This is a genomic window from Yoonia sp. R2-816, assembly GCF_046762905.1.
In the GTDB taxonomy this organism is placed as follows: domain Bacteria; phylum Pseudomonadota; class Alphaproteobacteria; order Rhodobacterales; family Rhodobacteraceae; genus Yoonia.
The window spans coordinates 14,176-39,540 of the sequence record NZ_JBKQXN010000182.1; the positions used below are offsets into that span (position 1 = coordinate 14,176).

General features: G+C 58.3%; 30 protein-coding genes. 17 read left to right on the top strand and 13 right to left on the bottom strand.

The genetic code is table 11. The features are described 5' to 3' along the window. Positions 1-29: 29 nt before the first annotated feature. The 4 genes from pth to ACFWW2_RS08100 are packed head-to-tail and all read left to right on the top strand — an operon-like array spanning position 30 to position 3,340. Positions 30-701, top strand: a complete 672-nt coding sequence (gene pth / locus ACFWW2_RS08085) for an aminoacyl-tRNA hydrolase (RefSeq protein ID WP_393927463.1) — start codon at positions 30-32, stop codon at positions 699-701. Continuing rightward, positions 698-1,729 carry a DUF2332 domain-containing protein gene (locus ACFWW2_RS08090; protein WP_393927464.1) on the top strand — a complete coding sequence of 344 codons (1,032 nt, stop codon included), beginning with the start codon at positions 698-700 and terminating at the stop codon, positions 1,727-1,729. Before pth ends, ACFWW2_RS08090 begins: the two co-directional genes overlap by 4 nt. Before the next feature lie 59 nt (positions 1,730-1,788). Then, complete coding sequence (locus ACFWW2_RS08095) at positions 1,789-2,955, top strand: serine hydrolase domain-containing protein (RefSeq protein ID WP_393927465.1); 1,167 nt, start codon at positions 1,789-1,791, stop codon at positions 2,953-2,955. Position 2,956: 1 nt separating this feature from the next. Further along, positions 2,957-3,340 carry a DUF2237 family protein gene (locus ACFWW2_RS08100; protein ID WP_393927750.1) on the top strand — a complete coding sequence of 128 codons (384 nt, stop codon included), beginning with the start codon at positions 2,957-2,959 and terminating at the stop codon, positions 3,338-3,340. On the opposite strand, the gene ACFWW2_RS08105 is transcribed toward ACFWW2_RS08100, so the two are convergent. The 8 genes from ACFWW2_RS08105 to ihfB form a co-directional block, all read right to left on the bottom strand. Beyond that, a complete protein-coding gene (locus ACFWW2_RS08105; protein ID WP_393927467.1) occupies positions 3,337-3,840 on the bottom strand; it encodes a helix-turn-helix domain-containing protein in 504 nt (167 codons plus the stop codon). The genes ACFWW2_RS08100 and ACFWW2_RS08105 overlap by 4 nt on opposite strands. A gap of 34 nt (positions 3,841-3,874) precedes the next feature. Continuing rightward, the gene (locus tag ACFWW2_RS08110; protein ID WP_393927468.1) at positions 3,875-4,354 is read right to left on the bottom strand and encodes a hypothetical protein; all 480 of its coding nucleotides are present in this window, start codon (positions 4,352-4,354) and stop codon (positions 3,875-3,877) included. Between the two features lie 44 nt (positions 4,355-4,398). After that, on the bottom strand, positions 4,399-4,878 hold the full coding sequence (locus ACFWW2_RS08115; RefSeq protein WP_393927469.1) for a PepSY domain-containing protein: 480 nt from the start codon (positions 4,876-4,878) through the stop codon (positions 4,399-4,401). Positions 4,879-5,040: 162 nt separating this feature from the next. Next, positions 5,041-6,270 carry a tryptophan synthase subunit beta gene (gene trpB / locus ACFWW2_RS08120; protein WP_393927471.1) on the bottom strand — a complete coding sequence of 410 codons (1,230 nt, stop codon included), beginning with the start codon at positions 6,268-6,270 and terminating at the stop codon, positions 5,041-5,043. Between the two features lie 128 nt (positions 6,271-6,398). After that, positions 6,399-6,650: an N-(5'-phosphoribosyl)anthranilate isomerase gene (locus ACFWW2_RS08125; protein WP_393927472.1), complete on the bottom strand. Its 252-nt coding sequence runs from the start codon at positions 6,648-6,650 to the stop codon at positions 6,399-6,401. Between the two features lie 13 nt (positions 6,651-6,663). Beyond that, positions 6,664-7,305, bottom strand: a complete 642-nt coding sequence (locus ACFWW2_RS08130; protein ID WP_393927473.1) for a phosphoribosylanthranilate isomerase — start codon at positions 7,303-7,305, stop codon at positions 6,664-6,666. A gap of 2 nt (positions 7,306-7,307) precedes the next feature. Further along, positions 7,308-7,664: a LapA family protein gene (locus ACFWW2_RS08135; protein ID WP_393927474.1), complete on the bottom strand. Its 357-nt coding sequence runs from the start codon at positions 7,662-7,664 to the stop codon at positions 7,308-7,310. A 9-nt stretch (positions 7,665-7,673) separates the two neighbouring features. Then, positions 7,674-7,955: an integration host factor subunit beta gene (gene ihfB, locus ACFWW2_RS08140; protein WP_393927475.1), complete on the bottom strand. Its 282-nt coding sequence runs from the start codon at positions 7,953-7,955 to the stop codon at positions 7,674-7,676. A gap of 312 nt (positions 7,956-8,267) precedes the next feature. Between ihfB and ACFWW2_RS08145 the strand changes: the two genes are divergently transcribed. The 3 genes from ACFWW2_RS08145 to ACFWW2_RS08155 are packed head-to-tail and all read left to right on the top strand — an operon-like array spanning position 8,268 to position 9,428. Beyond that, positions 8,268-8,627: a GerW family sporulation protein gene (locus tag ACFWW2_RS08145; protein WP_393927476.1), complete on the top strand. Its 360-nt coding sequence runs from the start codon at positions 8,268-8,270 to the stop codon at positions 8,625-8,627. Between the two features lie 13 nt (positions 8,628-8,640). Beyond that, complete coding sequence (locus ACFWW2_RS08150; RefSeq protein WP_393927477.1) at positions 8,641-9,186, top strand: DUF2953 domain-containing protein; 546 nt, start codon at positions 8,641-8,643, stop codon at positions 9,184-9,186. After that, positions 9,183-9,428 carry a hypothetical protein gene (locus ACFWW2_RS08155; RefSeq protein WP_393927478.1) on the top strand — a complete coding sequence of 82 codons (246 nt, stop codon included), beginning with the start codon at positions 9,183-9,185 and terminating at the stop codon, positions 9,426-9,428. Before ACFWW2_RS08150 ends, ACFWW2_RS08155 begins: the two co-directional genes overlap by 4 nt. Positions 9,429-9,472: 44 nt before the next feature. Here ACFWW2_RS08155 and ACFWW2_RS08160 read toward each other — a convergent pair whose 3' ends face one another. Then, positions 9,473-9,811, bottom strand: a complete 339-nt coding sequence (locus tag ACFWW2_RS08160) for a hypothetical protein (protein ID WP_393927752.1) — start codon at positions 9,809-9,811, stop codon at positions 9,473-9,475. 138 nt (positions 9,812-9,949) lie between these two features. On the opposite strand from ACFWW2_RS08160, the gene ACFWW2_RS08165 reads away from it, so the two are divergent. After that, entirely contained in the window at positions 9,950-10,435 is a 486-nt protein-coding gene (locus tag ACFWW2_RS08165) for a pyridoxamine 5'-phosphate oxidase family protein (RefSeq protein ID WP_393927479.1), read from the top strand. Positions 10,436-10,440: 5 nt separating this feature from the next. On the opposite strand, the gene ACFWW2_RS08170 is transcribed toward ACFWW2_RS08165, so the two are convergent. Further along, positions 10,441-10,716: a hypothetical protein gene (locus ACFWW2_RS08170; RefSeq protein ID WP_393927480.1), complete on the bottom strand. Its 276-nt coding sequence runs from the start codon at positions 10,714-10,716 to the stop codon at positions 10,441-10,443. Beyond that, positions 10,717-11,544: a 2,3,4,5-tetrahydropyridine-2,6-dicarboxylate N-succinyltransferase gene (dapD, locus tag ACFWW2_RS08175; RefSeq protein WP_393927481.1), complete on the bottom strand. Its 828-nt coding sequence runs from the start codon at positions 11,542-11,544 to the stop codon at positions 10,717-10,719. A 370-nt stretch (positions 11,545-11,914) separates the two neighbouring features. On the opposite strand from dapD, the gene ACFWW2_RS08180 reads away from it, so the two are divergent. Then, entirely contained in the window at positions 11,915-14,110 is a 2,196-nt protein-coding gene (locus ACFWW2_RS08180) for a fused MFS/spermidine synthase (protein WP_393927482.1), read from the top strand. Between the two features lie 61 nt (positions 14,111-14,171). After that, the gene (locus ACFWW2_RS08185) at positions 14,172-15,017 is read left to right on the top strand and encodes a TIGR00730 family Rossman fold protein (RefSeq protein ID WP_393927483.1); all 846 of its coding nucleotides are present in this window, start codon (positions 14,172-14,174) and stop codon (positions 15,015-15,017) included. 38 nt (positions 15,018-15,055) lie between these two features. On the opposite strand, the gene ACFWW2_RS08190 is transcribed toward ACFWW2_RS08185, so the two are convergent. Beyond that, entirely contained in the window at positions 15,056-16,096 is a 1,041-nt protein-coding gene (locus ACFWW2_RS08190; RefSeq protein WP_393927484.1) for a LacI family transcriptional regulator, read from the bottom strand. A gap of 178 nt (positions 16,097-16,274) precedes the next feature. Here ACFWW2_RS08190 and ACFWW2_RS08195 point away from each other — a divergent pair, with 178 nt between their 5' ends. From ACFWW2_RS08195 to ACFWW2_RS08225, 7 genes are all read left to right on the top strand, one after another. Beyond that, positions 16,275-17,504, top strand: a complete 1,230-nt coding sequence (locus tag ACFWW2_RS08195) for an ABC transporter substrate-binding protein (protein WP_393927485.1) — start codon at positions 16,275-16,277, stop codon at positions 17,502-17,504. A 74-nt stretch (positions 17,505-17,578) separates the two neighbouring features. Next, entirely contained in the window at positions 17,579-18,502 is a 924-nt protein-coding gene (locus tag ACFWW2_RS08200; protein WP_393927486.1) for a carbohydrate ABC transporter permease, read from the top strand. Beyond that, positions 18,495-19,484 carry a carbohydrate ABC transporter permease gene (locus ACFWW2_RS08205; protein ID WP_393927487.1) on the top strand — a complete coding sequence of 330 codons (990 nt, stop codon included), beginning with the start codon at positions 18,495-18,497 and terminating at the stop codon, positions 19,482-19,484. Before ACFWW2_RS08200 ends, ACFWW2_RS08205 begins: the two co-directional genes overlap by 8 nt. Next, a complete protein-coding gene (locus ACFWW2_RS08210; RefSeq protein WP_393927488.1) occupies positions 19,481-20,557 on the top strand; it encodes an ABC transporter ATP-binding protein in 1,077 nt (358 codons plus the stop codon). The genes ACFWW2_RS08205 and ACFWW2_RS08210 overlap by 4 nt, the downstream gene beginning before the upstream one ends. Beyond that, positions 20,554-22,938, top strand: coding sequence for a beta-mannosidase (locus ACFWW2_RS08215; protein ID WP_393927489.1), 2,385 nt, complete (start codon positions 20,554-20,556; stop codon positions 22,936-22,938). The genes ACFWW2_RS08210 and ACFWW2_RS08215 overlap by 4 nt, the downstream gene beginning before the upstream one ends. Before the next feature lie 16 nt (positions 22,939-22,954). After that, complete coding sequence (locus ACFWW2_RS08220) at positions 22,955-23,701, top strand: sugar phosphate isomerase/epimerase family protein (RefSeq protein WP_393927490.1); 747 nt, start codon at positions 22,955-22,957, stop codon at positions 23,699-23,701. A gap of 9 nt (positions 23,702-23,710) precedes the next feature. Continuing rightward, a complete protein-coding gene (locus ACFWW2_RS08225) occupies positions 23,711-24,832 on the top strand; it encodes a Gfo/Idh/MocA family protein (RefSeq protein ID WP_393927491.1) in 1,122 nt (373 codons plus the stop codon). A gap of 110 nt (positions 24,833-24,942) precedes the next feature. On the opposite strand, the gene ACFWW2_RS08230 is transcribed toward ACFWW2_RS08225, so the two are convergent. Beyond that, complete coding sequence (locus ACFWW2_RS08230; protein WP_393927492.1) at positions 24,943-25,347, bottom strand: ribbon-helix-helix protein, CopG family; 405 nt, start codon at positions 25,345-25,347, stop codon at positions 24,943-24,945. Between the last annotated feature and the right edge of the window lie 18 nt (positions 25,348-25,365).

Here is a 25,365-nt window from a genome sequence, read left to right on the forward strand (position 1 = left end):
TGCACCGCGGCATAGGTTAGGTTACGCCCATGAAATTGCTTGTTGGTCTTGGTAATCCCGGCGCGAAATACGCGCATAACCGTCATAATATCGGCTTTATGGCGATGGACCGGATCGCGTCCGATCACGGGTTCAGCGCATGGCGGTCGAAATTTCAGGGCCAAATGGCCGAGGGCCGTTTTGGATCGGACAAGGTCGTCCTGCTCAAGCCTGAAACCTTCATGAACCTGTCTGGCCAATCGGTGGGTGAGGCGATGCGGTATCTGAAGCTCGCCCCAGACGATGTCATTGTTTTTCATGATGAAATTGACCTTGCCCCCGGTAAGGTACGCCTGAAAACCGGCGGCGGCCATGCCGGTCATAACGGCTTGCGATCGATCCACGGCCATATCGGACCGGACTATGATCGGGTCCGCCTTGGCGTCGGTCATCCTGGCCACAAGGACGCGGTACCCGGCTATGTGCTGCGCGATTTTCCCAAGGCTGACGCCGAATGGCTGGACGATGAATTGCGCGGCATTAGCGACGGCATCGCCCATCTTGTCGCTGGGCAAGGAGACAAGTTTCTCAATGCCATCGCACTGCGGACAGCTCCGCCACGGTCATCCACCACCAAACCCGATGCAAAGCCATCGCCGCCGCCAGAACCCGAACCCGACACGCGCTCTGCCATGCAAAAACTGGTGGACCGTTTCCGTTGACGCCCGCTGCCATCGCCGACGCCTTCGCTTTCCAGTCAAAGGCCTGCGCCAGCCTCGGCTCGCCTTTCATGGGGCAGCTGATGCAGCTTTGCGCGACACAGAAATGGCCGGACAGCCCGATCACCGACCGCATCTTCGGCTGGACCGGCGATATCAGCCCGCGCGGCCAATCGGTGCCATTGCGGTTGGCGGGTGCGCTGCACGCGCTACACCTGCGCGGGCACAAAACATTGGGCGAGGTCTATCCGCCGCAAGCCGTTGATGATGCAGCACTTTGGGCGGCCGTCAGCGATACGCTGGTATCCGACGCAGCGTTCATCGACGACTGGATCGACAGCGCACCACAAACGAACGAGGTGCGGCGGTCTGTTGCCCTGATCGCTGTCGGCCATTGGCTGGCCGACCGGTTCGGCCTGCCGATGCGGACATCGGAGCTGGGCGCCAGCGGCGGGCTGAACCTGCATTGGGACGGCTACGCGCTGCAGATCGGCAACAGCGTTTTCGGCCCGCGCGGCCCCGCGATGGTGCTGGTCCCCGACTGGGCAGGACCCATGCCGCCAGCAACGCGCCCCCATGTCGCACAGCGCGCCGGGGTCGACCTGAACCCGCTTGATCCGTCTGATCCGGCGGATGCGCTGCGCCTGCAAGCCTATCTGTGGCCTGACCAGCCAGAGCGTCTGCAACTGACCCGCGCGGCCATCGCCGCCACCACCACAAGGGTCGACAAGGGCGACGCGATTGACTGGCTCGCCCCACGTCTGGCCCATCAACCTGGGCAATTGCACCTGATCTACAGCACCGTGGCCTGGCAGTATTTTCCCGATGAAAAACAGGCCGAAGGCACACGCCTGATCGAAAAGGCCGGCGCGGCAGCAACAGATGACAGCCCGCTTGCCTGGTTCGGCATGGAAAATGACGGTGGGGAGCGGGGTGCTGCACTAACGCTACGGCTTTGGCCTGGCGATCTGGTGATCGATCTGGGGCGCGCTGATTTCCACGGGCGCTGGGTCGACTGGACCGGCGGATAACGCAGGCGCTTGCGCCTGTCACGGCCTCGCGCCATGTTAGCCCCAACAAGGGGAAGCCAATGAAATCATTTCTGAAATGGGTGCTGCGGATCGTCGTGATCCTGGCGGTCGTGATCGGCGGTCTGGCGCTGTGGAAACGGGAAGAGGTCGGGCGGCTGATGGCCGTGCTGTCACTGTTTTCGGAAGAAAAGATCGTTGACAACTTCTCATCCATGGACACGATTTTCCTTAACCGGCCCTTGCCCGGCAGTGGTGGTACGCCCAGCGCGCTGGCTGCTGGCACGCCAGCCACTTTACCGCCGGAGGTGACGGACTGGATCGCCGAACGGCACGTGACGGCACTGGTCATCCTGCACGACGGCGCGATGGTGTTCGAAGAATACTACCAAAGCACCGATGCCGACGATCTGCGGATCAACTGGTCGATCTCGAAAAGCTATCTGTCAGCCCTGTTCGGCGTCCTGCTGGACGAAGGGGTGTTCGACAGTATCGAAGATCCTGTCACGAAATACGCGCCAGAACTGGCCGACACGGCCTATGCGCAGGCCAGCATCAAGGACGTGCTGCAGATGTCGTCCGGCGTGACCTTTGACGAGGATTATCTGGCCTTCTTTTCCGACATCAACAAAATGGGGCGCGTGCTGGCGCTGGGCGGGTCGATGGACGGATTCGCGCTGCAACAGGATGAAGGCTTTGCCGCACCGGGCGATGGCTGGAAATACGTCTCAATCGACACGCATGTGATCGGGATGGTGATCCGGGGTGCGACCGGGCGGGATATTCCCGATCTGCTGACGGAAAAGATCATCACACCATTGGGGCTGGAGGCCGACCCCTACTACCTGACCGACGGCTATGGTGTCGCTTTTGTGCTGGGCGGATTGAACACCACAACGCGCGACAATGCGCGTTTTGGTCAGATGATCGCCAATGGCGGGCGTTGGAACGGACAGCAGATCGTGCCCGCCGATTGGATCGATGCGTCGACCGTGGTCAGCGCAAAGACGGCGCCGGGGGCTATCGGGTATGGCTACCAATGGTGGATCCCGGCGGGATCGGAACCGGGCCAGTTCATGGCCCGTGGCATTTACGGGCAATACATCTACATTGATAGTATCAATGATGTGGTGATCGCGGTCCACGCGGCAGACCGGCAATTCCGCGAACCCGGAGCCCACGCCCAGAATGAAAACATGTTCCGCCTGATTGCAGAAAGTTTTGAGTGATATGGAAAAAGACCCGTCCTTCAACGTGCTTGGCAGTGCGCTGCAACCCTGTTCGACGGACCCGATGACCGGGTTCTTCCGCAACGGGGCCTGTGATACCTGTGCCGCCGATCACGGCAGCCACACGGTCTGCGCGGTCATGACAGATGAATTTCTGGCCCTGTCGAAATATCTGGGCAATGATCTGAGTACCCCACGGCCAGAGTTCAATTTTGCCGGGCTCAAGGCCGGGGATAGCTGGTGTCTCTGCGCCAGCAGGTTCCTGCAGGCGCATGACGAAGGGGCGGCACCGCAGGTCAACCTGCATGCCACCCATGTGCGGGCGCTGGAAATCGTGCCAATTGACGTGTTGCGCAAATACGCGGACCCGCAGGACATCGATTAGGCCGCGTCGGCCTTGGTGCCGGGCAGCGCCTCGCCCATCAGATCATCGATAAACAGGCTCAGAAGCTGGGTGCGCCCGGCGACGCCTGCTTTGCGATAGATCGCGTTGGTCTGGGCCTTGATCGTGCCTTCGCTGACATCGCGCAATGCGGCGATTTCCTGGGTCGACATGCCCTTGATCGCAAACAGGGCCACGTCACGTTCGGCGGGGGTCAGGGCCCAGGCGGAAAACCGTTCTTCGATCACTTCCATGAAGGCACCAGAGGCGAGGCGTAGCTGGTCTTCGACCAGCACATTCCGGGCCATGGTTTTGCGCAGCACCATTAGACCCAGGACAATCCCCAAAAGCAGTCCGAGGGCCGCACCGACCTCGATCAGTTCATAGATTTGCCAACTGATTGGTGCGAAACCGAATATGGATGCGAGGATCTGTAAAACGAAAAAAAAGGCGCAAAGCACCTGAATAATCACGATGGCCAGAATGTACCAACGGCGTGTCACCGAATGAAACCCCCCCTAGGATGGCAAACAATTCTCAGTCGTCATCCTCGTCGTCGTCGTCGTCGTCGTCCTCATCGTCGTCGTCATCATCCTCGTCATCATCCTCGTCGTCATCGTCGTCGTCATCATCCTCGTCGTCATCGTCCTCGTCATCGTCGTCATCATCTTCGTCGTCATCCTCGTCATCGTCGTTCCCACCGGACCCGGAGTTCCCGGATCCGGCTTCGCTGTTTCCGGGAACGAAGACACGGGGTTCATCGTCTTCATCGTCGCCGTCCGCACGCCAATAGTCGCGCAGAATTTCCCCGGTCTGAGGATTGATGACCAACTCACGAAAAAGGGTATCGCGTTCGGCTACGAAACGCAGACGGCCCAACCATGTTCTGGTGACAGTAATCTCTGAAAAGCCTTGGGCGCGCAACTGGGTTACGACCTGCTCTTCCACCGATTGGGCCGCCGCCGATAACGGCGCCCCAACCAAAGCGAGACAAAGGATCAGTCTCTTCGGGTTCATAGTTCTACTCCACCGCGACAGGCGGTCAGGACAGTGACAGACGACTATTCGTCGTCGTCTTCATCATCGTCTTCGTCGTCATCCTCGTCGTCATCCTCATCATCATCCTCGTCATCGTCTTCATCATCATCATCATCATCGTCCTCGTCGTCGTCCTCATCGTCATCTTCGTCGTCGTCCTCATCATCCTCATCGTCTTCGTCGTCCTCATCATCATCTTCGTCATCGAGGAAATCTTCGTCTTCATTGTCGATCTCGACGCCGGGGGTCGTTTCATCATCCGCGTCGACCGGCTCAACCTCTTCTTTCAGGACCTCACCGGTTGCTGCATCATAAACGACCTCAAGCTTGCGTCCATCGCGGATCGCTTCGACTTTGACCTGGGTCGGTCCGTTCTTCACTTCGATGCGCTCATAGCCTTGGGCCTGCAGCTGCGTGACAACTTGTTCGGCGATAGATTGGGCGAAACCAGCACTGGCCGAGAGAGCAAGGGCAGCAGTGGTTGACAGCAAAAGGGTCTTCATGGGTCGGCTCCTTTCAAGCATTTTCGTTTTACAGGCCTGCATTGTGCAGACCAGCCAACGCTGTCATCGCAGCCCGAAGCTTAATCGAGAATTAATAATCGGTTGATTTTCAGCCCGGTAAACCGACGAAATAGGTGCCTAAACCAAAGTTTAGGCCTATTTTCACCCAGTTTGGATATCAAAGCCAAGATGTTTGGCCACCGTGAAGATATCTTTGTCCCCACGGCCACACATATTCATGACCAACAGGTGATCTGATGGCAGATCAGGCGCGATCTTCATGACATGGGCCAGTGCATGCGACGGCTCGAGGGCCGGAATGATCCCTTCCTGCGCGCAGCAAAGCTGGAATGCCTCAAGCGCCTCGACATCCGTGATCGCCACATATTGCGCGCGGCCGATCTCGTGCAGCCAGGCGTGTTCAGGGCCGATTCCCGGATAATCCAGACCGGCTGAGATCGAAAACCCTTCCAGGATCTGTCCGTCATCGTCCTGCAACAGATAGGTGCGGTTACCATGCAGCACGCCGGGGCGACCGCCGGTCAATGACGCGCAATGTTCCATCTTGGCATTGACGCCCTTGCCGCCGGCCTCGACACCGATGATGTTGACCTCCTTGTCGTCAAGGAAGGGGTAGAACAGGCCCATCGCGTTGGACCCGCCACCGATCGCGGCGATCAGGGTATCGGGTAGACGACCCTCTGCGGCCATCATCTGTTCCTTGGTTTCCTTGCCGATAATAGCCTGAAAATCGCGGACCATCGCAGGATAGGGGTGGGGACCGGCCACCGTGCCGATGCAATAAAACGTATCACGCACATTGGTGACCCAGTCGCGCAGGGCATCGTTCATCGCGTCTTTCAACGTGCCCCGACCGCTGGTGACGGGCACCACCTCTGCGCCCAACAGGCGCATGCGGAAGACGTTGGGGGCCTGCCGTTCGACGTCATGGGCACCCATATACACGACGCATTTCAACCCGAACTTGGCGCAGACCGTCGCCGTGGCGACACCATGCTGGCCTGCACCGGTTTCCGCGATGATGCGGGTTTTGCCCATGCGGCGGGCGAGGATAATCTGGCCCAAAACATTGTTGATCTTATGCGCGCCGGTGTGGTTCAACTCGTCCCGCTTGAGGTAAATCTTGGCTCCGCCCAGATGCTGGGTAAGCCGTTCAGCATAATAAAGCGGGCTGGGGCGGCCGACATAGTGGGTCCACAGGTCATGCATCTCGGCCCAGAAACTGTCATCGGTCTTGGCATGTTCGTATTGCTCTTCCAGTTCCAGGATCAAGGGCATCAGCGTTTCCGACACGAAGCGACCGCCGAAATCGCCGAACCGGCCTTTTTCGTCGGGGCCGGTCATGAAACTGTTGAAAAGATCGTTGGGCATGGGACACCTTCTCTGTTGCGCCAGACAGCAGTATCGCCATGTGCGGTGATGGTAAAGCGTCAGGGGGTCGCATTAGCCGCTACAAGTCTTTTCGAAAAGCCTTGTCAAATTCCTTTGAAGGAATTTGCCTATTCAACCAGCCGCAGAGGTGCGGAATTGCAGAAGATCACATATTGTCCGGCATTCTCCACAGCGCGGAAACCGCGCCTGCGCAACTCTGCCTCGAAAACGCTGCGACCAATCAAACGCTCAACATCGCGCACCTGACGGCGCACAACACCGCCGTCGCTTGCCGCCTGCGATGAGAATATCTGCCGCATCCAGCGATCAGAAGAGATGTATGGCGACAACGCATTCATCCAGCCTTTGTCATTTATCATGGTAAAGGTCGGGTTAACCGCGGGCCGCTTCGACGAACCGGGCGATCATTCCGGCATCTTTCATCCCTGGCTCTGTCTCCACACCCGATGCGGTATCGACCTGCCGCGCCCCGGTGCGCGTGATGGCGTCCTTCACATTCTCCGCCGTCAGTCCGCCTGCCAGCATCCATGGCAGCGGCCAGCGACGCCCAGCGAGCAAATCCCAGTCAAAGGTCACCCCGTTGCCGCCCGGCAGATCGGCACCTTTGGGTGGTTTGGCATCCACAAGGATCTGATCGGCCACCTTGATATAGCGATCAATCGCAGCCAGGTCATCCGGACCCGCCACACCCACAACCTTCATCACGGGCAGACCATAACGGGCCTTGACCGCGGCCACGCGTTCAGGGCTTTCCGCGCCGTGTAATTGCAGCATGTCCAGCGGCACATCCGCCATGATCGCGTCCAGCATTGCATCATCGGCATTCACCACAAGGCCAACCTTGGCCAGACCTGCAGGCGCGTCAATTGCCAGCGCTGCCGCCTCGGCGATGGTCACAGATCGTGGTGACTTGGGGAAAAAGTTCAGACCGATATAAACAGCGCCCGCATCCGCCGCAGCCTTGATCGTGGCCGCATCGCGCAGCCCGCAAATCTTGACCCGAATGTCAGACATGATCAGCCGGTTTTTTCCAGTAGCGCCAGAACGTCGTCTTCGCTTTTGGCTCCGGCTGCCGCGCCACGCAACTGGTCGACTTCGCGGCGCAGTTTTTCCACCTCACGCGATTTGACCCGCGCCTCGGCGCGAATGCGGTATTCGCGCACCCATTCCCACAGAAATCCAATCAGCAAACCGGCAGCGACGCCCAGAAAGATCACCGCGTATAGCGGCAGCGAGATGTCGGGCGATATCCCCAGCAGTTTGGCCATCGGTTCCGGCATCGCGCGCAATGTCACCATGCCACGGTTGGCAAGACCCACAAGGATCAGACACAGGCCGACAATGGCCCAAAAGGCATAGCGAATGGTTTTCATGGCACCCTCTTAGTTGCCGTTCAGACGGTCCCGCAACAATTTGCCGGTCTTGAAGAACGGGACGTGTTTCTCTTCCACTTCAACGGATTCACCGGTCCTTGGGTTCCGTCCGATCCGCTGATCGCGCTTTTTGACCGAGAACGCGCCAAAACCGCGCAATTCAACCCGATCCCCGCGCGACATCGCACCCGTGATCTCTTCGAACACTGTATTAACGATCTTTTCCACATCACGCTGATAAAGATGCGGATTTTCATCAGCGAGTTTCTGGATCAGTTCCGAACGGATCATGGCGGCGGCCTCCCAAGCAGCAGTCTATCAGATATGGCGAGTTTGTCCCCGCTTTTCAAATGACTATAGGCATTTTATAGCCGCCGCGAAATAGCAGCCTTGCTGCAATTCACATCAAAAACGCCATGATTTTCATACGAATGGTCGGGTTTGTCGCATAGGCCGGGGCATTGCCGCTCTGCCAGCCTCATATGTGCCGCCACCCGTGACCCACGATTCGGGTGCCGTCACGCCGTTGAGGCAAATCAATCGCGAACCCCGTCGGACCGATATGCTGCCATCATGAACCCCCAATTTCTGACGGAGCCATTCATGACCAATGTCGAACAACTACTGAAAAACACGGTTGAAGAACTTGACCGGCTGCTGAATGCCAAGAATGTCCTCGGCGACCCGATCGAAAAGGACGGCTCGACCGTCATTCCTATCGTCAGCTACGGCTTTGGCTTTGGGGCCGGCGGCACCACGGGCGGCAAAACCGGCGATGGCGGCGGGACCGGTGGCGGCGGTGGTATCAAACCTATCGGCGCGATCATTCTGGATCAGAAAGGAGCCCGGGTTGAAGGCATCAAGGGCGTCATGTCTGGCCTGACCGAGGTGCTGGGTGATGCTGCGGCCCACGCGCTTGATAAACCATCCAAGCGGGGCAACGGCTCGGAAAAATCCGACTGATCGTTCCATGGTTTTGGCGCTCCAGATTTTTCTGTGGCTGATAGGGCTGATCCTGCTGCTGCTCGTTCTGGCGCTGGTGCTGCCTTTGCGATTGCACCTGTCGTTCCGAAGTGACCCGCAAACGCGGTATCACGTGACGGTCTGCCCGTTTGGTATGCGACTGACTGGCATCAGGGTGCATGACAGTCGGCGCAGGGCGCCCGAGGAGGCGCAGAAGACGCCAAAAAGGAAACCCAGGACAAAGCGTAGCCGTCTCAAGGCGCGGGCAGATACCATTCTGACCCTGCCTGCCACATTGGGCCGGATGATCAGGGCCGTACATATCGAAGACCTGCGAATCGACGGCGAATTCGGTCTGGGTGATCCGGCGGATACCGGGCAGCTTTATGGCCAGTTGACGCCGCTGATTTATGGCTCTGGGGCCCAGGTCAATCTGCGGCCCAACTTTGACATGGCCTGCCTGCGAGGTGCCGCAGATATGCAGCTTCGGGTTATCCCCATTGTATTCCTTTGGCCGATTGCGGGATTTCTCTGGCGCATGTTTGGGCCCTTCGAATGACCTACAGCCACAGCAAACCACAACATATCGGCGATCATTGGATCGCGGTGGTGTCGCGCCATACCGCGCGGGCGCAGGATGCGGCTGGCAATATCTTTGTGCTCTGTCAGAAACAGCCGCTTTTCGTGCTGGTGCGCCGGGGCGCAGACGTCGTCGCGCTTGACATGAGCGGCAGCAAGGTGCCCGCCGACAAGATCACCAATATCTGTCCGCAGGCCATCGAAACCTTGCGCCGCGCCTAAGGGAACAAGGCATTGACAGGGTGCTGCCAAGCCACCGTTCCAGATCAGGCGGGTTTGTCGAAAAACGGGGTCATCTGCGCCACGATGACGCTGTTTTCATCTAGCGCACGCTGCATCAGCGCCTTTTCGTCGTCAGAGATATCATGCCCTTCCGCCAGTCGTTCCTCCAACGTACCGTAGCCCGATACATCCAGCGGGGCGAGGTCAGCCTGTTTCAGGATCGCCACCGTTTCGCGCACCGCCTCGGCCTCGTCCACGCCGCTGGCATAACACATCAGCGCGCCGCCGGTGGCACCTTCGGGCAGGCCATCATCCGTATTGCGCCCGACTTCCACCAGAAGGGTAAAAACCTTCTGCTTCGATGTTTTTTGTGCCAAAGCCATGCCCCCAATTGCGACGCCTTTGGATGGGATCAATGGTTTCGCGTGTCAATCCACTTTAGGCGCCAGGCGATGGCCATGGAACGGCATCCAATCTCTGTCGTTGTGTTCACGACGCCAAGCAAAACAAGGATCGAACCAATGACAGACACAACACAGCGATTTTGGGATATTCTCGAAAGCATGCGGGTTTGCATGGTCACCACGCAGGATGGTGAGGTGATGCGGTCCCGTCCGATGGCGCCCTATGTCTCAAAGCCGGACAGGACGATCCAGTTCGTCACCGACAGTGAAAGCGCCAAGATTTACGAGCTGCGTCAGGATCAGGATATCGCTCTCAGCTTTGTTGACGCTGACAGCATGGTCTTTGTCTCTGTATCCGGCAAAGGGCGTGTGAACCGCGATCGCGCCCGTATCCGGGAAATGTGGGGCCCTTATTGTCAGGTCTTTTTTGGCGACGATCCCGACAGTGCTGACGTGGCCATCATCGAAGTGAATGCCACACAGGCCGAGTATTGGGACAACGACAAAGGGAAACTGAGCACGGCGATTGAAATGACACGCGCCTACTTTTCAGATGACGGCCCAAATCTGGGCGAGAATGAAAAACTGAACCTGGCCGGATAATCCCGTTACTCTTTATCTTCCCACCGCGACCGCACCGCCCAGATCGTTGACACGATGATGACGATCTGGACAGGGGCATAAATCACCACGAACAGGAACATAATCGTGGTGACCAACGGAAACTGCATGACATAGATGAGGGTCAGCGCGGGCTGCCAGAGCAATGCCACCAGCAATGAGACGATAACGACATCCAACGCCACCGGCAACCACGCCGCCTTGAATGACGGGCGGTTCCCCGCTGCGATGCGCTTGCGCGCCAGCGTCCGACTGATCAGCACTTAGTCCCGCAGCAGTTCATTGATGCCGGTCTTGGACCGGGTCCGCTCGTCCACGCGCTTGACGATAACGGCGCAATACAAATTCACATTGTTCTTCGACGGCATAGACCCGGCGACGACAACGGAATAGGGCGGCACTTCACCATACATGACCTCACCCGTTTCGCGATCCACGATCTTGGTGGATTGGCCGATGAACACGCCCATGCCCAGCACAGATCCTTCGCGCACGATGCACCCTTCGACCACCTCGGACCGGGCGCCGATGAAGCAGTTGTCTTCTATAATGGTCGGCCCGGCCTGCATCGGCTCCAGCACGCCGCCAATCCCAACTCCGCCGGACAGGTGTACGTTCTTGCCGATCTGGGCACAGGACCCGACAGTCGCCCAAGTATCGACCATCGTGCCCTCATCCACATAGGCGCCAAGGTTCACAAATGACGGCATCAGCACCACGCCGGGCGCGATAAAAGCAGACTTGCGGACTACACAGTTCGGTACGGCGCGGAAACCTGCGGCCTTCCACTGGTTATCACCCCAGCCTTTGAACTTGCTGTCGACTTTGTCCCACCAGCCACCGGCTTGCGGGCCGCCATCCTGCTTTTCCATATCCTTGATGCGAAAACCCAGCAAAACGGCCTTCTTGGCCCACTGGTTCACATGCCAACTGCCATCGTCCTGCTTTTCGGCTACACGCAGTTTGCCGCCATCAAGCGCATCCAGCGTATCCTCAATCGCTTCGCGGGTTTCGCCTGTCGTCGCTGGTGTAATCGTATCGCGAGCCTCCCAGGCGGCTTCGATGGCGGTCTCAAGGGCAGCGTTCGACATGGGGGTCTCCGATCAGAATTGATTTTGGGGGCTTCTAGCCGGGCAGGCGCAATCAATCAACGCTGCTTGATCGAACAACCCATGGATGGCGTCTGCTCCTTCGGGCCATTTCCGGTGTCGGCGACCATGTGCATGGCGTTTAGCAAATCCGGCGCCCGGTGGCTTCCAGCCAAAGTCACAGATTGAGGTGTCCAGCAGCATTTTTGCCTCCTGTCTTGGTTGCCCAGTTAATCACTAGCGGGACGCGCAACAACACGAAAAAACGCCTTGGAATTCACCAAGAATGACCCGGCAATGGTCCAGATCCGCCGCATCTTTGACATAGTTGGTTTGTCTAAGGGCGTAAACAATCAGGCGATATGGGGCTTACATGGACCAGATAAGAAACAAGTCGTTGGACGGGATACTCTCGGGTCGCGCCATTCCAGTGCTGTTTACGCTGACGATTTTTCTCTCCGCGTCTCTTTTGTTTTTTGTTCAGCCGCTTTTTGCCAAAATCGCCTTGCCGCAGATTGGTGGCGCCCCGGCCGTCTGGACCACGGCGATGCTGTTTTTCCAGACCGTGCTGATCGCAGGCTATGCCTATGCGCATTTTTCGACCCGCTATCTTCCTGTGGTTGGCCAGATGGGGTTGCATATCGCATTGTGGGCGGTGGCGCTGTTCTTTCTGCCGCTGTCGATCCGGACCGGTGTATCATTTGACGCAGACACACCCGTGGCTTTGCAGACCCTGCTATTGTTTGCCGCCGGCGTCGGAGTGCCCTTCGCAGTGCTCTCGGCCAATGCGCCGCTGATCCAGTCGTGGTACTCCAAAACCGGCGGCCCATCCGCCCATGACCCCTATTTTCTTTATGGCGCATCCAACCTCGGCTCACTTGGTGCGCTTCTGGCCTTTCCGCTGGTTGCAGAACCTTTGCTAGGCGTTAGCCAGATCGGTGTGGTTTGGGCAGTGGGATTTGTGCTGCTGGGCGGGTTCCTTTTTAGCAGCGGTATGGTGGCGCGACGAGGCGGTGCAAACCAACCGGCCGAAAGAGAACAGCGGGCCGCCCGACCAGGTCTGCGGACCACGGCTTATTGGCTGTTTCTGGCATTCATTCCGTCCTCGCTGATGCTTTCGGTGACGGCCAAGATCAGCCGCGATATCGGGTCGTTCCCCTTGATTTGGGTGGTGCCGCTGGCGATCTACCTGTTGACTTTCGTTCTGACCTTCACCAATCGCCCACTGTTCGGCAAGGATGCCTTGCGCTGGATGCTGGTCGGTGGCATGGCCTTTTTCTGCTATTTCCTGACGACAACGGTGAATACACTGACGTGGGTTTCGGTCGGTCTTCTGGTTGCGTCATTCTTCGGGATTACCATGGTGGCGCATTCCGCCCTTTACGCCGCTCGACCGGACAAAAGCCAACTGACCTATTTTTACATGATGATGTCGATTGGTGGCGCGTTGGGTGGGTTGTTCAATTCTATCATTGCACCAACCATCTTTGATGATCTCTACGAGACGCGGATCATTGTTTTTCTGGCGCTAGCCCTGTTTTTGGTTGGCGGACGTAAATGGAGCGTTCGGGACATCGCTATTGATGGCATATTTGCTGTTGTAGTGGTCACCCCGTTCGTAGCGGTTGCGCTTGGCTTGTGGGGCGCAGATATCTCATTCGCTTATCGGATCAGCGCCGGGCTGATCGCATTCGCGATCTTGGTAACACACATGATCCGTTTGCCCGTGATCGGGGCCGCGATCGTCGCTCTGGTGCTTGGGGCGACTTACAACCATGGCGACGTCATTTTTAAAGATCGCAGCTTCTTTGGCACTCATCAGGTTATCGAAGTGGACGGAATGCGTCTCTATGTGAACGGCAGCACACTGCATGGCGCTCAGTCGATAGAAGATCTTGAAAAATCACGGCCCAGGCCAATGAACTATTATCACGCCGCTGCACCGATGGGGCAGGTGATGATGTCGGACTTTGCCCAAAACGCGAAAGATATCGGTATCGTCGGGCTTGGCGTCGGATCACTGGCTTGCTTCGCCCAACCGGGTCAGAATTGGCAATTCTATGAAATTGATGCGCTCGTCGATGAGGTTGCCCGCGACAGCTCACTCTTCACCTTCGTGAACAACTGCACGCCGGATGCCCCCACCCACCTTGGCGACGCGCGGATCGTATTGGAACAACAGAAGGATGTCCGCTACGATATCATTGTCATTGATGCGTTTTCCTCCGATGCGATCCCGGTGCATCTCAGCACGAATGAGGCCATTGCGCTATTCCGGGACCGGCTGAAACCCGGAGGACTGCTTCTGCTGCACATCTCGAACCGCTACTACAATATGTCAGTACCGATGGCGCGTGTGGCCGACGAAATCGGAATGCATATTCGGTTCCAGGAATTTGCAAATGCGGATAACTTACCTGGCGCGGCGTCCTCCAGAGTTGTGCTGATGTCTGTTGACCCCCAAAGCCTGGCTGAATTCGATGCCGACGATCGGTGGCGCGTCCTCGAAAGCGATGGTGAACCTGCATGGACAGACGAATACGCCAACATCCTGTCTGTGATGCGCTAGCCATTGCATCTTGGCCGCCCAGCGGCGACGGTAAGCCAAACAATGCCAGAGGCCGTATTTGATGCAAGACCACCGCAAACACCCGTTCCGCGACAGCTCGCAAGACCGAGAGGCGGCGACACATACGCCTGACACGCCGCAAACGCGCGCGCCCTCCTACAAGCTGGCCTTCGCTGACGAAGACTTCATGTGCCGTGAAGACCTGCGTCCTGTGCGGCTGCAATTGGAACTGCTCAAACCTGATCTTCTGATGAACGAGGCAGGGATCAATTCGACCATCGTTCTGTTCGGCGGCGCGCGCATTCCCGATCCGGTGAATAAGGACAAGGCGCGCACGCAAACGCTGGTAGAGCTGACCAAATATTATGATGAGGCCCGCAAATTCGCCCAGATCATGACGGCCAAATCACTGGCAAAAGGTGGCAAAGATGATGTGATCGTCACCGGCGGTGGGCCGGGGGTGATGGAGGCTGGTAACCGCGGGGCGTTTGAAGCGGGGGGCAAATCCATCGGGCTGAATATCGTTTTGCCGCACGAACAGGCGCCCAACGAATACGTTACGCCAGAACTCTGCTTCAACTTCCACTATTTCGGCATTCGCAAGATGCATTTCCTGATGCGGGCCTCGGCGATTTGCGTCTTCCCGGGCGGTTTCGGGACGCTCGACGAATTGTTCGAGGCACTCACCCTGATCCAGACCGGTCGCATGGCACGGGTGCCCTTCCTGCTGTTCGGGCAGGCGTTCTGGGAAAAGATCATCAACTGGGATGCGCTGGCCGATGCTGGCACGATTTCAACTGATGATCTGGAGCTTTTCCGCTTTGTCGAAACAGCGGACGAGGCTGTCGCCGCCCTGGACGGCTGGGAAGGCAAAGGCGAAAAGCGTGGTGTTATCCCAGGGCGTTAGGTGTTGCGCGGGAGGTCCCGTGTCGACAAGGCTGCTTTTCAGCCGTCGGATATCGTGGCGACTGGGACTTCCAGATACTGCATTGGCGGCAGGTCGGGTTCCTTGATCGCCTGTATCGCAGCCTTGGCCAGAAAATCGCCCGCTGAACCCACGGACTCGGCCATCGTCAGGATATCGGCGCGAACCATCTTCAGGAATGGAACCGCCTCCTTGGCGAACAGGTCTATCTGCTGGCCGACGGTGAGCCCGCGACCCTCCACCCCTGCCAGAACCGCCAGCGCCGCAGTGGTCGACGCCGTCACGAAAGCATCCGTTTCCGGGTGCCCGGTCAGGTGCTCGGTAGTGGCAGCAATGATATCCTCGCTGGGATTGTCGCTGTTCACCTGATCAAGAATGAACAAGGTCTGACCGTTTGCCTTGGCGCGTGCCTGTAGTCCGGCAACCAGATGCAGCGCATAGGATTGACGCAAAGGCGGGGCGACGACGGCGACATTTTTGCGACCCCTTGCATGCAACAGGTCGATGGCGTGACGGCCATAGGTTTCATTATCAAAATCGTAATATGGGTGCTGATCAGACCAATTGCTGCGGCCATGAGTGGCAAAGGGAAAACCGCGCTCCATCAGATAGGCGATGCGCGGGTCCTCGGGCTCGATCTGGTTGAGGATGATCGCATCGGCCGATTCCGTTTCGACGATGTATCGGATCGGCTTCATGATATCATCTGCCGGGGCATAGGGGGTCACATTCAGATGAAAGCGCGTGCCCTGCAACCCGCCCGCTACGGATGAAATCAGCCGCGCGGTGTGGTTGTCATGTTCGGTCGACATCACCAGACTGATCACATTGGTGCGGCCCGTGCGCAGGCGGACCCCGGCGCGATTGGGCACGTAACCGATCTCATCGGCGATTTTGCGAATCAGCTTTTTGGTTTCGCTGCCGATGTCCGGGGCGTCATTCAGGGCGCGCGAGACCGTCGGCACCGCCAGCCCGCTGAGCTTGGCGATGGTCTTGAGTGTCGGCTTTGCCTTGCGTTCCGGTGGCGCGTTGCGATCCCCCGGAACTTTGTTCTCATGCATATGGCCTAGTCCTCTGTTTCCGCATGACTTTCGGCTTGGTAGGGCCAAAATCTCAAAATCGCCAGTGCCTTGCGGGCACTCTGGTCGCTGCCCGCACCTTGGCGGAATTTTCCTTGCGAGGTCAATCTAAATCGATATAGGCTCATCTACAACGATTTAGAACCAGGGAGAGAGAATCGTGAAACTGACAACAAAACTGCTCGCGGCCACCGCGATGATCAGCGCCTCTGCGGCGTCTGCGGTGGAACTCGAAGTCACCCATTGGTGGACATCCGGTGGCGAAGCCGCCGCTGTTTCCAAATTCGCCGAGGCCTGGAATGCCACCGGCAATACTTGGGTCGACGGGGCCATTGCAGGGTCCGGCGGCACCGCACGCCCAATCATCATCAGCCGCATCCTGGGCGGCGACCCGATGGGGGCGACGCAGTTGAACCATGGCAGGCAGGCCGAAGAACTGATTGAAGCAGGTATGCTTCTCGATCTCACAGATGTGGCCGAGGCAGAAGGGTGGAAAGATATCGTGAACCCGCCCACATTGTTGGATGCCTGCACACTGGATGGGCGTATTTACTGCGCCCCGGTGAACATCCATTCCTGGCAGTGGATGTGGCTCAGCCATCAAGCGTTTGAAGATGCAGGCGTCGATGTCCCGTCCAACTGGGATGAATTCGTCGCTGCCGCCCCAGCACTTGAGGCTGCCGGGAAGGTTCCGCTGGCTATGGGGCAACAGCCCTGGCAGTCGTCTGGCGCGTTTGGCGTGATGACCATTGCTATTGCGGGCACCGAAGCCTGGTTGCAAGTGAACCGTGACAAGGATGCGGATGTCGCGGCGGGACCTGAATACACGAAAGTGTTTGAAGCCGCAGTGACCGCCCGCGAAATGGCGGCTGAATCAAATGTGCAGGACTGGAACCTTGCCACCAACCTCGTGATCACCGGTCAGGCCGGTGGACAGATCATGGGTGACTGGGCGCAAGGTGAATTTCAGGTCGCCGAACAGGTCGCCGGTGAAGACTACACCTGTCTACCTGGTCTGGGGGTGAACGAAATCCTCGATACCGCCGGTGACGCCTTCTACTTCCCCAAACAGGATGACCCTGAGATTGAGGCCGCACAGAAAGAGATGGCGGCGATGCTGCTCTCTCCCGACGTACAGGTTGCCTTCAATCTCGCCAAGGGGTCGTTGCCGATCCGGGGTGATGTAGACCTGAGTGCCGCCAATGACTGCATGAAAAAGGGTCTCGAAATCCTGGCGGGCGGCAATGTACTGCCCTCCGGCGACATCCTTCTTTCTCCCGATACTCAAGGCCAGGTCGAAGACCTGATGGTCGAGTTCTGGAACGATCCGTCGATCACCGCAGCTGACGCGCAGGCGCGTTACGCCGCGATCATCGCCGACGCCGACTAAGGCCACCACTCAGGGGCCCCGCATTCATGCGGGGCCCCAACGGTCACCAATCACCCGCAAGGGAGGGGGAAGCCATGTCGGCCATCGACGCCGGACAGGGGCGGACGCGCGCAAAACGCCCGAACCGATTATTCCGCAACAAGACCGCGAAAATCGCAGCAATCCCGATGGTGGCGACAGCCCTTGTCATCTTCATCGGCTGCACATTGTGGACGGTCTATCATTCGTTCACCGGATCGCGGCTGCTGCCAGCCCCTGACAAATGGGTGGGGCTCGATCAATACGAACGGCTTTGGTCGACGAACCGCTGGATCACCTCCATCGAAAACCTGGCCATCTATGGCGCTTGTTCGATGATCCTGTCGCTGGTGATCGGTTTCACCCTCGCAGCGCTGCTCGATCGGAAAATCCGGTTCGAAAACACGATCCGCACGATCATCCTCTACCCATTCGCCCTCAGCTTCATCGTGACCGGGCTGGTCTGGCAGTGGATCCTCAACCCCAGCCTGGGGCTGCAAAACGTGGTGCGGGACTGGGGCTGGGAAAGCTTCACGTTCGACCCTCTCAACAACCCCGAAATCGTGATCTTCGGCATCCTGATCGCGGGCATCTGGCAAGGGTCGGGGTTCATCATGGTGGTGATGCTGGCCGGGCTGCGCGGGATCGATGAGGACATCTGGAAGGCCTCGCGCGTTGAAGGCATTCCCACATGGAAAACCTATATTTTCATCATCATCCCCATGATGCGGCCCGTTTTCGTGACCGCGCTAGTGCTGATCGCCAGCGGAATCATCAAGGTCTATGACCTTGTGGTCGCCCAGACATCCGGCGGGCCGGGGATCGCGTCCGAAGTTCCCGCCAAATACGTCATCGAAAAAATGTTCTCGTCCCAGAACCTCGGGCAGGGCTTCGCCGCCTCGACCATGATGCTGGTGTCGGTCCTGATCATCCTGATCCCGTGGGCCTATCTTGAATTCGGGGGGAAACGCCGTGTCTGATACCGCACTTGCATCAGGGGTGGCGCTGAAGCCCGCAGAGGACGCACTGTCGGGTCCGCGCGGGCCAAAACCCAAACGGCGGATCACGCCCGCCAATATCATCCTTTACAGCACGCTCTTCGTGGTCTGCATATACTACCTTCTGCCGCTTTACGTGATGATCGTGACATCGCTCAAGGGGATGCCGGAAATCCGGCTTGGCAATATCTTTTCGCCCCCTGTCGAGGTCACCTATGAACCATGGATCAAGGCCTGGGCCGAGGCCTGTACGGGCGTCAATTGCGACGGGCTCAGCCGTGGTTTCTGGAATTCGGTCTGGATCCTGGTCCCGTCGGTTTTCCTGTCCATCGCCATCGCGTCGGTCAATGGTTACGCGCTGGCCAACTGGCGGTTCAAAGGGTCCGAAGTCTTTTTCACCATCCTGATCTTTGGGGCGTTTATCCCATATCAGGTGATGATCTATCCCATCGTGATCATCCTACGTGAAAGCGGTGAAGGGATCACCAGTTTCGTGCGGTTCTTCTACGCTGACGCACCCACGATCCGGCTGATGGGGTCACTGTCCGGGCTTGTGATCGTGCACACGATCTTTGGCATGCCGATCCTGACGCTCTTGTTCCGCAACTACTTCACGTCTGTCCCGGAAGAGCTGTTCAAAGCGGCCCGCGTGGACGGGGCCGGGTTCTGGGGCATTTATTTCCGGATCATGCTGCCCATGTCGCTGCCGATCTTTGTGGTCGCCATGATCCTGCAGGTGACCGGCATCTGGAACGATTTCCTGTTCGGGGTGATCTACACCAAACCCGACACCTATCCGATGACAGTGCAGCTCAATAACATTGTCAACTCGGTGCAGGGGATCAAGGAATACAATGTCAATATGGCCGCCACGCTCCTCACCGGGTTGGTGCCTCTCTTCATCTATTTCGCCTCCGGTAAACTCTTCGTCCGGGGCATTGCAGCAGGGGCCGTCAAGGGATGAGCTACTCCGTAGAAATCAAGGATCTCGACCTCGCATTCGGCGCGGTCAAAGTTCTGAAAAACCTGAACCTCGATATCGAGGAGGGTGAATTTATCGTCCTTCTGGGGTCGTCCGGCTGCGGCAAATCCACCTTGCTGAACTGCATCGCCGGGCTGCTGGAGGTCACGGATGGGCAGATTTTCATCAAGGGTGAAAACGTGACCTGGGCCGAACCATCCGAACGGGGGATCGGGATGGTGTTCCAAAGCTATGCGCTTTATCCGCAGATGACCGTCCGGGGAAACCTGTCATTCGGTCTGAAAAATGCGCGGCTGCCCAAGGAGGAAATCGAACGGCGCGTCGCCCGCGCCGCCGAAATTCTCCAGATCGAACCGCTTTTGGGGCGCAAACCGGGCGCGCTGTCCGGTGGCCAGCGACAACGGGTTGCCATCGGGCGGGCGCTGGTGCGGGACGTCGATGTGTTCCTGTTCGACGAACCGCTATCCAACCTTGATGCCAAACTGCGGGTCGATCTGCGGGTCGAGCTCAAGCGGCTGCACAACCAGTTGCAGAACACGATGATCTACGTGACCCATGATCAGGTCGAGGCGATGACACTGGCCGACAGGATCGCCGTCATGAAAGGCGGCAACATCATGCAACTCGGTTCGCCCGACGAAATCTATAACCGGCCCCGCAACCTCTATGTGGCGGATTTCATCGGCAGCCCGTCGATGAATTTCCTCGAAGGTTATCTGCAAGGTGACACATTCAAGGTGGACGACATGGCGATGCCCATGACCGGCTATGACTTCATCACCCAGACCACGGATCGGCCCGCCACAATAGGTATCCGGCCCGAACATGTGATCACCGGCGAACTGGTTGCCAATGCGCCGCTGCAATATCAGGTCAACGTTGATCTGGTCGAACCCATGGGGTCCGACACGCTGGTCTACGCCAAGTTGGGCCAGCATATTTTCCGTATTCGGATGGACGGACAGGCGCGGGTCAGGTCGGGCGATACGCTGCCCATCGGCATTGACCCCGCCCGTGCATCACTGTTCGACAAAGCGACCGAGGACCGTTTGTGACACCGCTTGATTTGGCAGGCGAATGGGCGCTGTCCGATGACAGCGGCGACCATACCTGCGCCATGCATCTGCCCACCGACGGGATCACGGCGCTGCACGCGGCCGGGCTGATCCCCGATCCTTATTGGGGGCGCAACGAATATGATCTGCGCTGGATCTGCGAACGCGATTGGACCGCCATGCGCGATTTCGATCTCACGGAAACGGAGGTTGATCTGGTTCTGTCCAGTGTCGATACGGTGGTGACCATCCGGGTCAACGATCAGATCGTCCTTAAGGCCGAAAATGGGTTTCGTGAATACCGCGTCCCGCTGACCGACGCAGCGCGCCTGGGGCGCAATACGATCAGTGTGACATTCCATTCCGTCGTGGCCGCCGGTGCCGCCAAACAGGCGGCCCATCCGTTTCTGCTGCCCAACAGCGCAAACTGTCCGATCCCCAACGGGAACTTTCTACGCAAACCCGCCTGCGATTTCGGCTGGGACTGGAACATCGCGCTGGCCCCGTTTGGAATTTATGGGGAAATGCGGATCGAGGACACAAATTCGCCCCGGATCGACCGGATCATGATCGCGCAGGATCATTCCGGTGAAGGGGTGGAATTGCAGATCACCGCCCATGTTTCGGGTGGGACAGGAGAGGTCGCAGCGACCATTGCCGGTCAGACAGCCACGGCACCATGCATCGGGAATATCTGCACCTTGTCCTTGCGCATTCCTGACCCGCAATTGTGGTGGCCCGCCGGGCAGGGGGGTCAGTATCTCTACGATCTCGAAGTGACCTTCGCCAAGGCAAAGGCCACGCGGCGGGTCGGTCTGCGCTCTGCGGAACTGGTGACCGAAACGGATGCGGCGGGCCTTGGTTTCAAGTTCCGCATCAACGGGCGTGATGTCTTTGCCAAAGGTGCAAACTGGATCCCCGCCGATGCGCTCGCCGGTCGGATCACCCCTGCCAAGACCCGTGCCCTGCTGCAATCCGCCGTTGACGCCAACATGAACATGATCCGCGTCTGGGGCGGTGGCCGGTACGAAGACACTTGGTTCTACGATCTATGCGACGAACTCGGGCTGATGGTCTGGCAGGACTTCATGTTCGCCTGCAACCTCTACCCCTCCGACGACGCGTTTCTTACCGAAGTGCGCGCCGAAGTCATTGATAACGTGTCCAGACTCCACCATCACGCCTGTCTCGCGCTCTGGTGCGGCGACAACGAACTCATCGGGGCACTGGGCTGGTATGAGTGTTCGCGCAAGGATCGCGACCGCTATCTGGTGAATTATGACAGGCTGAACCGCTGCATCGAAACCGCCCTCAAGGAAACAGATCCGAAAGCCAACTGGTGGCCATCGTCACCGTCGCCCGGGCCGCTGAATTTCGGGGATGCGTGGCATGATGACGGATCGGGCGACATGCATTTCTGGTCGGTCTGGCACGAAGGCCGCGACTTTGACCATTACCGGGATGTCAGCCCGCGTTTCTGTTCGGAATTCGGGTTCCAAAGCTACCCGTCGATGCGCGCAATCAACCGGTTTGCGGCACCGGCCGACCACAACATTGCCGCCCCGGTTCTGGAAAGCCACCAGAAGAACACAGGCGGCAACGCCCGCATCGCCGAAACCATGTTCCGTTATTTCCGCTGGCCCACGCAGTTCGACGATTTCGTCTACCTGTCTCAGGTCCAACAGGGGCTTGCGATCAAGACAGCCGTCAGCCACTGGCGCAGTCTGAAACCGCACTGCATGGGCACGTTGATCTGGCAGCTCAACGACACATGGCCCGTTTGCAGCTGGTCATCGCTCAACGATGATGGCGAATGGAAGCTGTTGCACCATATGGCACGGGCCTTTTACGCCCCCATCAACGTCACCGCCGTACCAAATGAAAAGAAAATCATATTGCGCGCCATGAACGACGCCCCGGCACCTGTCACACTACAGATTGCTGCGGCGGCGCTGGCGATGGACGGGACGACCCGACCTTTGGGTGCCATTGAGGTCACCGTGCAGGATCGGGTGACCGACACTCTGCAGATTGATGCCGACACATTGTCGGATCAGGAGATGCTGTATTTCACATGGACCGGTCCGGATGGCGCAAAGGGCAGCGATCTTTATGCGCGGCATCCTTACAAACACTACAATCTGCTGCCGCCCAAGCTCAAGATGAACGCTGAGCCTGATGGCGCCGACTGGCTGATCACGGTTGATGCGGAAAGGCTTGCTTTGTTCGTTGCGCTTGAAGCTGACGTGCCCGGTCAGTTCAGCACCAACGCGTTCACTCAACTGCCGGACCAACCCAACACCCTGCGCTTCACGCCGGCCTCGTCGAACGTCCAACCCAACTTCACGCTGCGCGATCTGCACAGCGCCACTCACGCCTGAACAAAAGGACCGTGCCATGCCCCGCATTTCCTATCAACTCTACTGCTCCCGCAACTTCCCGCCATTGGGGGATACGCTGCAAATGCTCTCAAAGGCCGGCTATCAGGAGGTCGAAGGCTATGGCGGTCTGTTCAGCGATGTGAACGGGCTCAAGGTCGCGCTCCAGGCCCATGGTCTGGCGATGACCAGCAGCCATATCGGCCTTGACCAGATCGAAGGCGATGTCGCTGGCACACTTGCCCTGATCAAGACGCTGGGAGTCCAAAAGGTCTTTGCCCCCTTCATCGCGCCAGAAGACCGACCGGCTGATGCCGCGGGTTGGGCATCTTTCGGACAACGATTGGCCGAGGCGGGCAAACCACTGCAGGATGCCGGTGTCACCTTTGGCTGGCACAACCATGCTTTTGAACTTGATCCGCTGGACAGCGGGGACATGCCGCTGGACCTGATCGCGCAAGCGTCGGACGATTTGATGCTGGAATTGGATCTGGGCTGGGTCCGTGTCGCAGGTTACGACCCGGTGGAGCGGATCACAAAATATGCAGGCCGGATCAGCGCGGTACATATCAAGGATATCGCACCCGACGGTGACTGCACGGACGAAGATGGGTGGGCCGATGTGGGCCACGGCATCATGGACTGGCCCGCGATCCATGCCGCCCTGCAGAATGCTGGTGTCGATCACTACGTTGTCGAACACGACAATCCCAACGATCACGTCCGATTTGCTACACGCAGCCTGACTGCCATCAATAATTTCTGAGGACACATCATGACACAACTCGGCGTTGGCATCATCGGATGCGGCAATATCTCGACCGCCTATTGCAGGCTGGCCCCGATGTTCAAATCCCTGTCAGTTCGGGCCGTGGCGGACATCAATATGGACGCAGCGCGGGCGCGAGCGGCGGAGTTTGATTTGCGTGCTGATACGGTAGATGACCTGCTGAAGGCCCCGGATATCGACGTGGTGGTGAACCTCACGATCCCCGCGGTGCATTTCGAGGTCACAAGGCAGATTCTGGAAGCGGGCAAGCACGCCTATTCCGAAAAGCCGCTGGTGTTGACGCTGGATCAGGCTGAAACCCTGCGCGAACTGGCCGCGTCAAAGAACCTGCGTGTGGGTTCGGCACCCGACACCTTTCTGGGCGGCGCGCATCAGCAGGCGCGGGCGGCCATTGATGCGGGCGATATTGGCAAGGTCATCGGCGGCACATGTCACGTGATGAGCCACGGCATGGAAAGCTGGCACCCCAATCCCGATTTCTTTTATCAGCCTGGTGCCGGTCCGGTTCTGGATATCGGACCCTATTATGTGACCAACCTGCTTCAACTGATCGGCCCCGTGAAATCGGTCGCCGCTATCGCCAATACCACTTTTGCCACCCGCACGATCGGCGATGGCGACCGGAAGGGCGAAACGATCCCTGTTGATACACCCACTAACATTCACGCGCTGCTGGAATTTGCGAACGGTGCGACCGTCACACTTGGTGCCAGTTGGGACGTCTGGGCCAATCGCCATGCCCCGATGGAGCTTTATGGCGAGGGTGCATCGCTATTCGTGCCGGACCCCAATTTCTTTGGGGGAACCGTCGAAATCGGCGGTCAGGATCAGGACATCACACCGCTGCCGACATGGGATCACCCTTTCGGTATCCCCAATGATGAACAGGGCCGCGCCAATTACCGTTGTGCCGGGTTGGCCGATATGGTGACGGCCATCGCCGAAAACCGCGCGCACCGCTGTAGTGTCGATCTGGCCGTACACGCCGTGGATGTCATGACCAGCATCCTGAAGGCCGGCGAAAACCGGCAATTCATAAATCTGACAACGACATGTGATCGCCCCGCCGCCCTTTCACCGGACGAGGCAGGCGCGCTGCTGGCCTAAAGCGGCGTCCGTAAAATCTGCAGTGCAGATTTTTCGTGGTTGGCCGAGGAACCACGGGTCACGTCTGTCTTGAAATCCAAAAACCTGATTCAGGTTTTTTGGATTTCGCTTTAACTGGCCAGCGCAAAGGTGGACACGGTACGGGGGATCTGTCGCCCGAAGCGACGGGTCAATTGTGCGTGGCTATAGCCCAGATCAGCCCCGTTGCAGATATGCTGATCCTCGGCATCCCTCAGGCTCAGCCCACCACCATGGCGAACAAACTGATAGCCTTTCTTGCGCAAGCGGCTTTGCAGATCATACCAATCAACAGCGTCTTCAAAATCTTCTGTCAGCCTTGCCCGCAAGGGGCCATGCTGGCGCGCAGCCCGATCCGCGCGTGCGCGGGTCCGGCGTTTCAAATCGTTCCGCAGCGCCTCACGCAGGATATCACCTATGGCTGCTTCATTGCGCCCGCAAAGATGGTCGAGGGCGTCGGCGAGTTCGGGGGGTAAACCAAGTACAATCTGTTTCATAGGCGAAATATCGCCGGT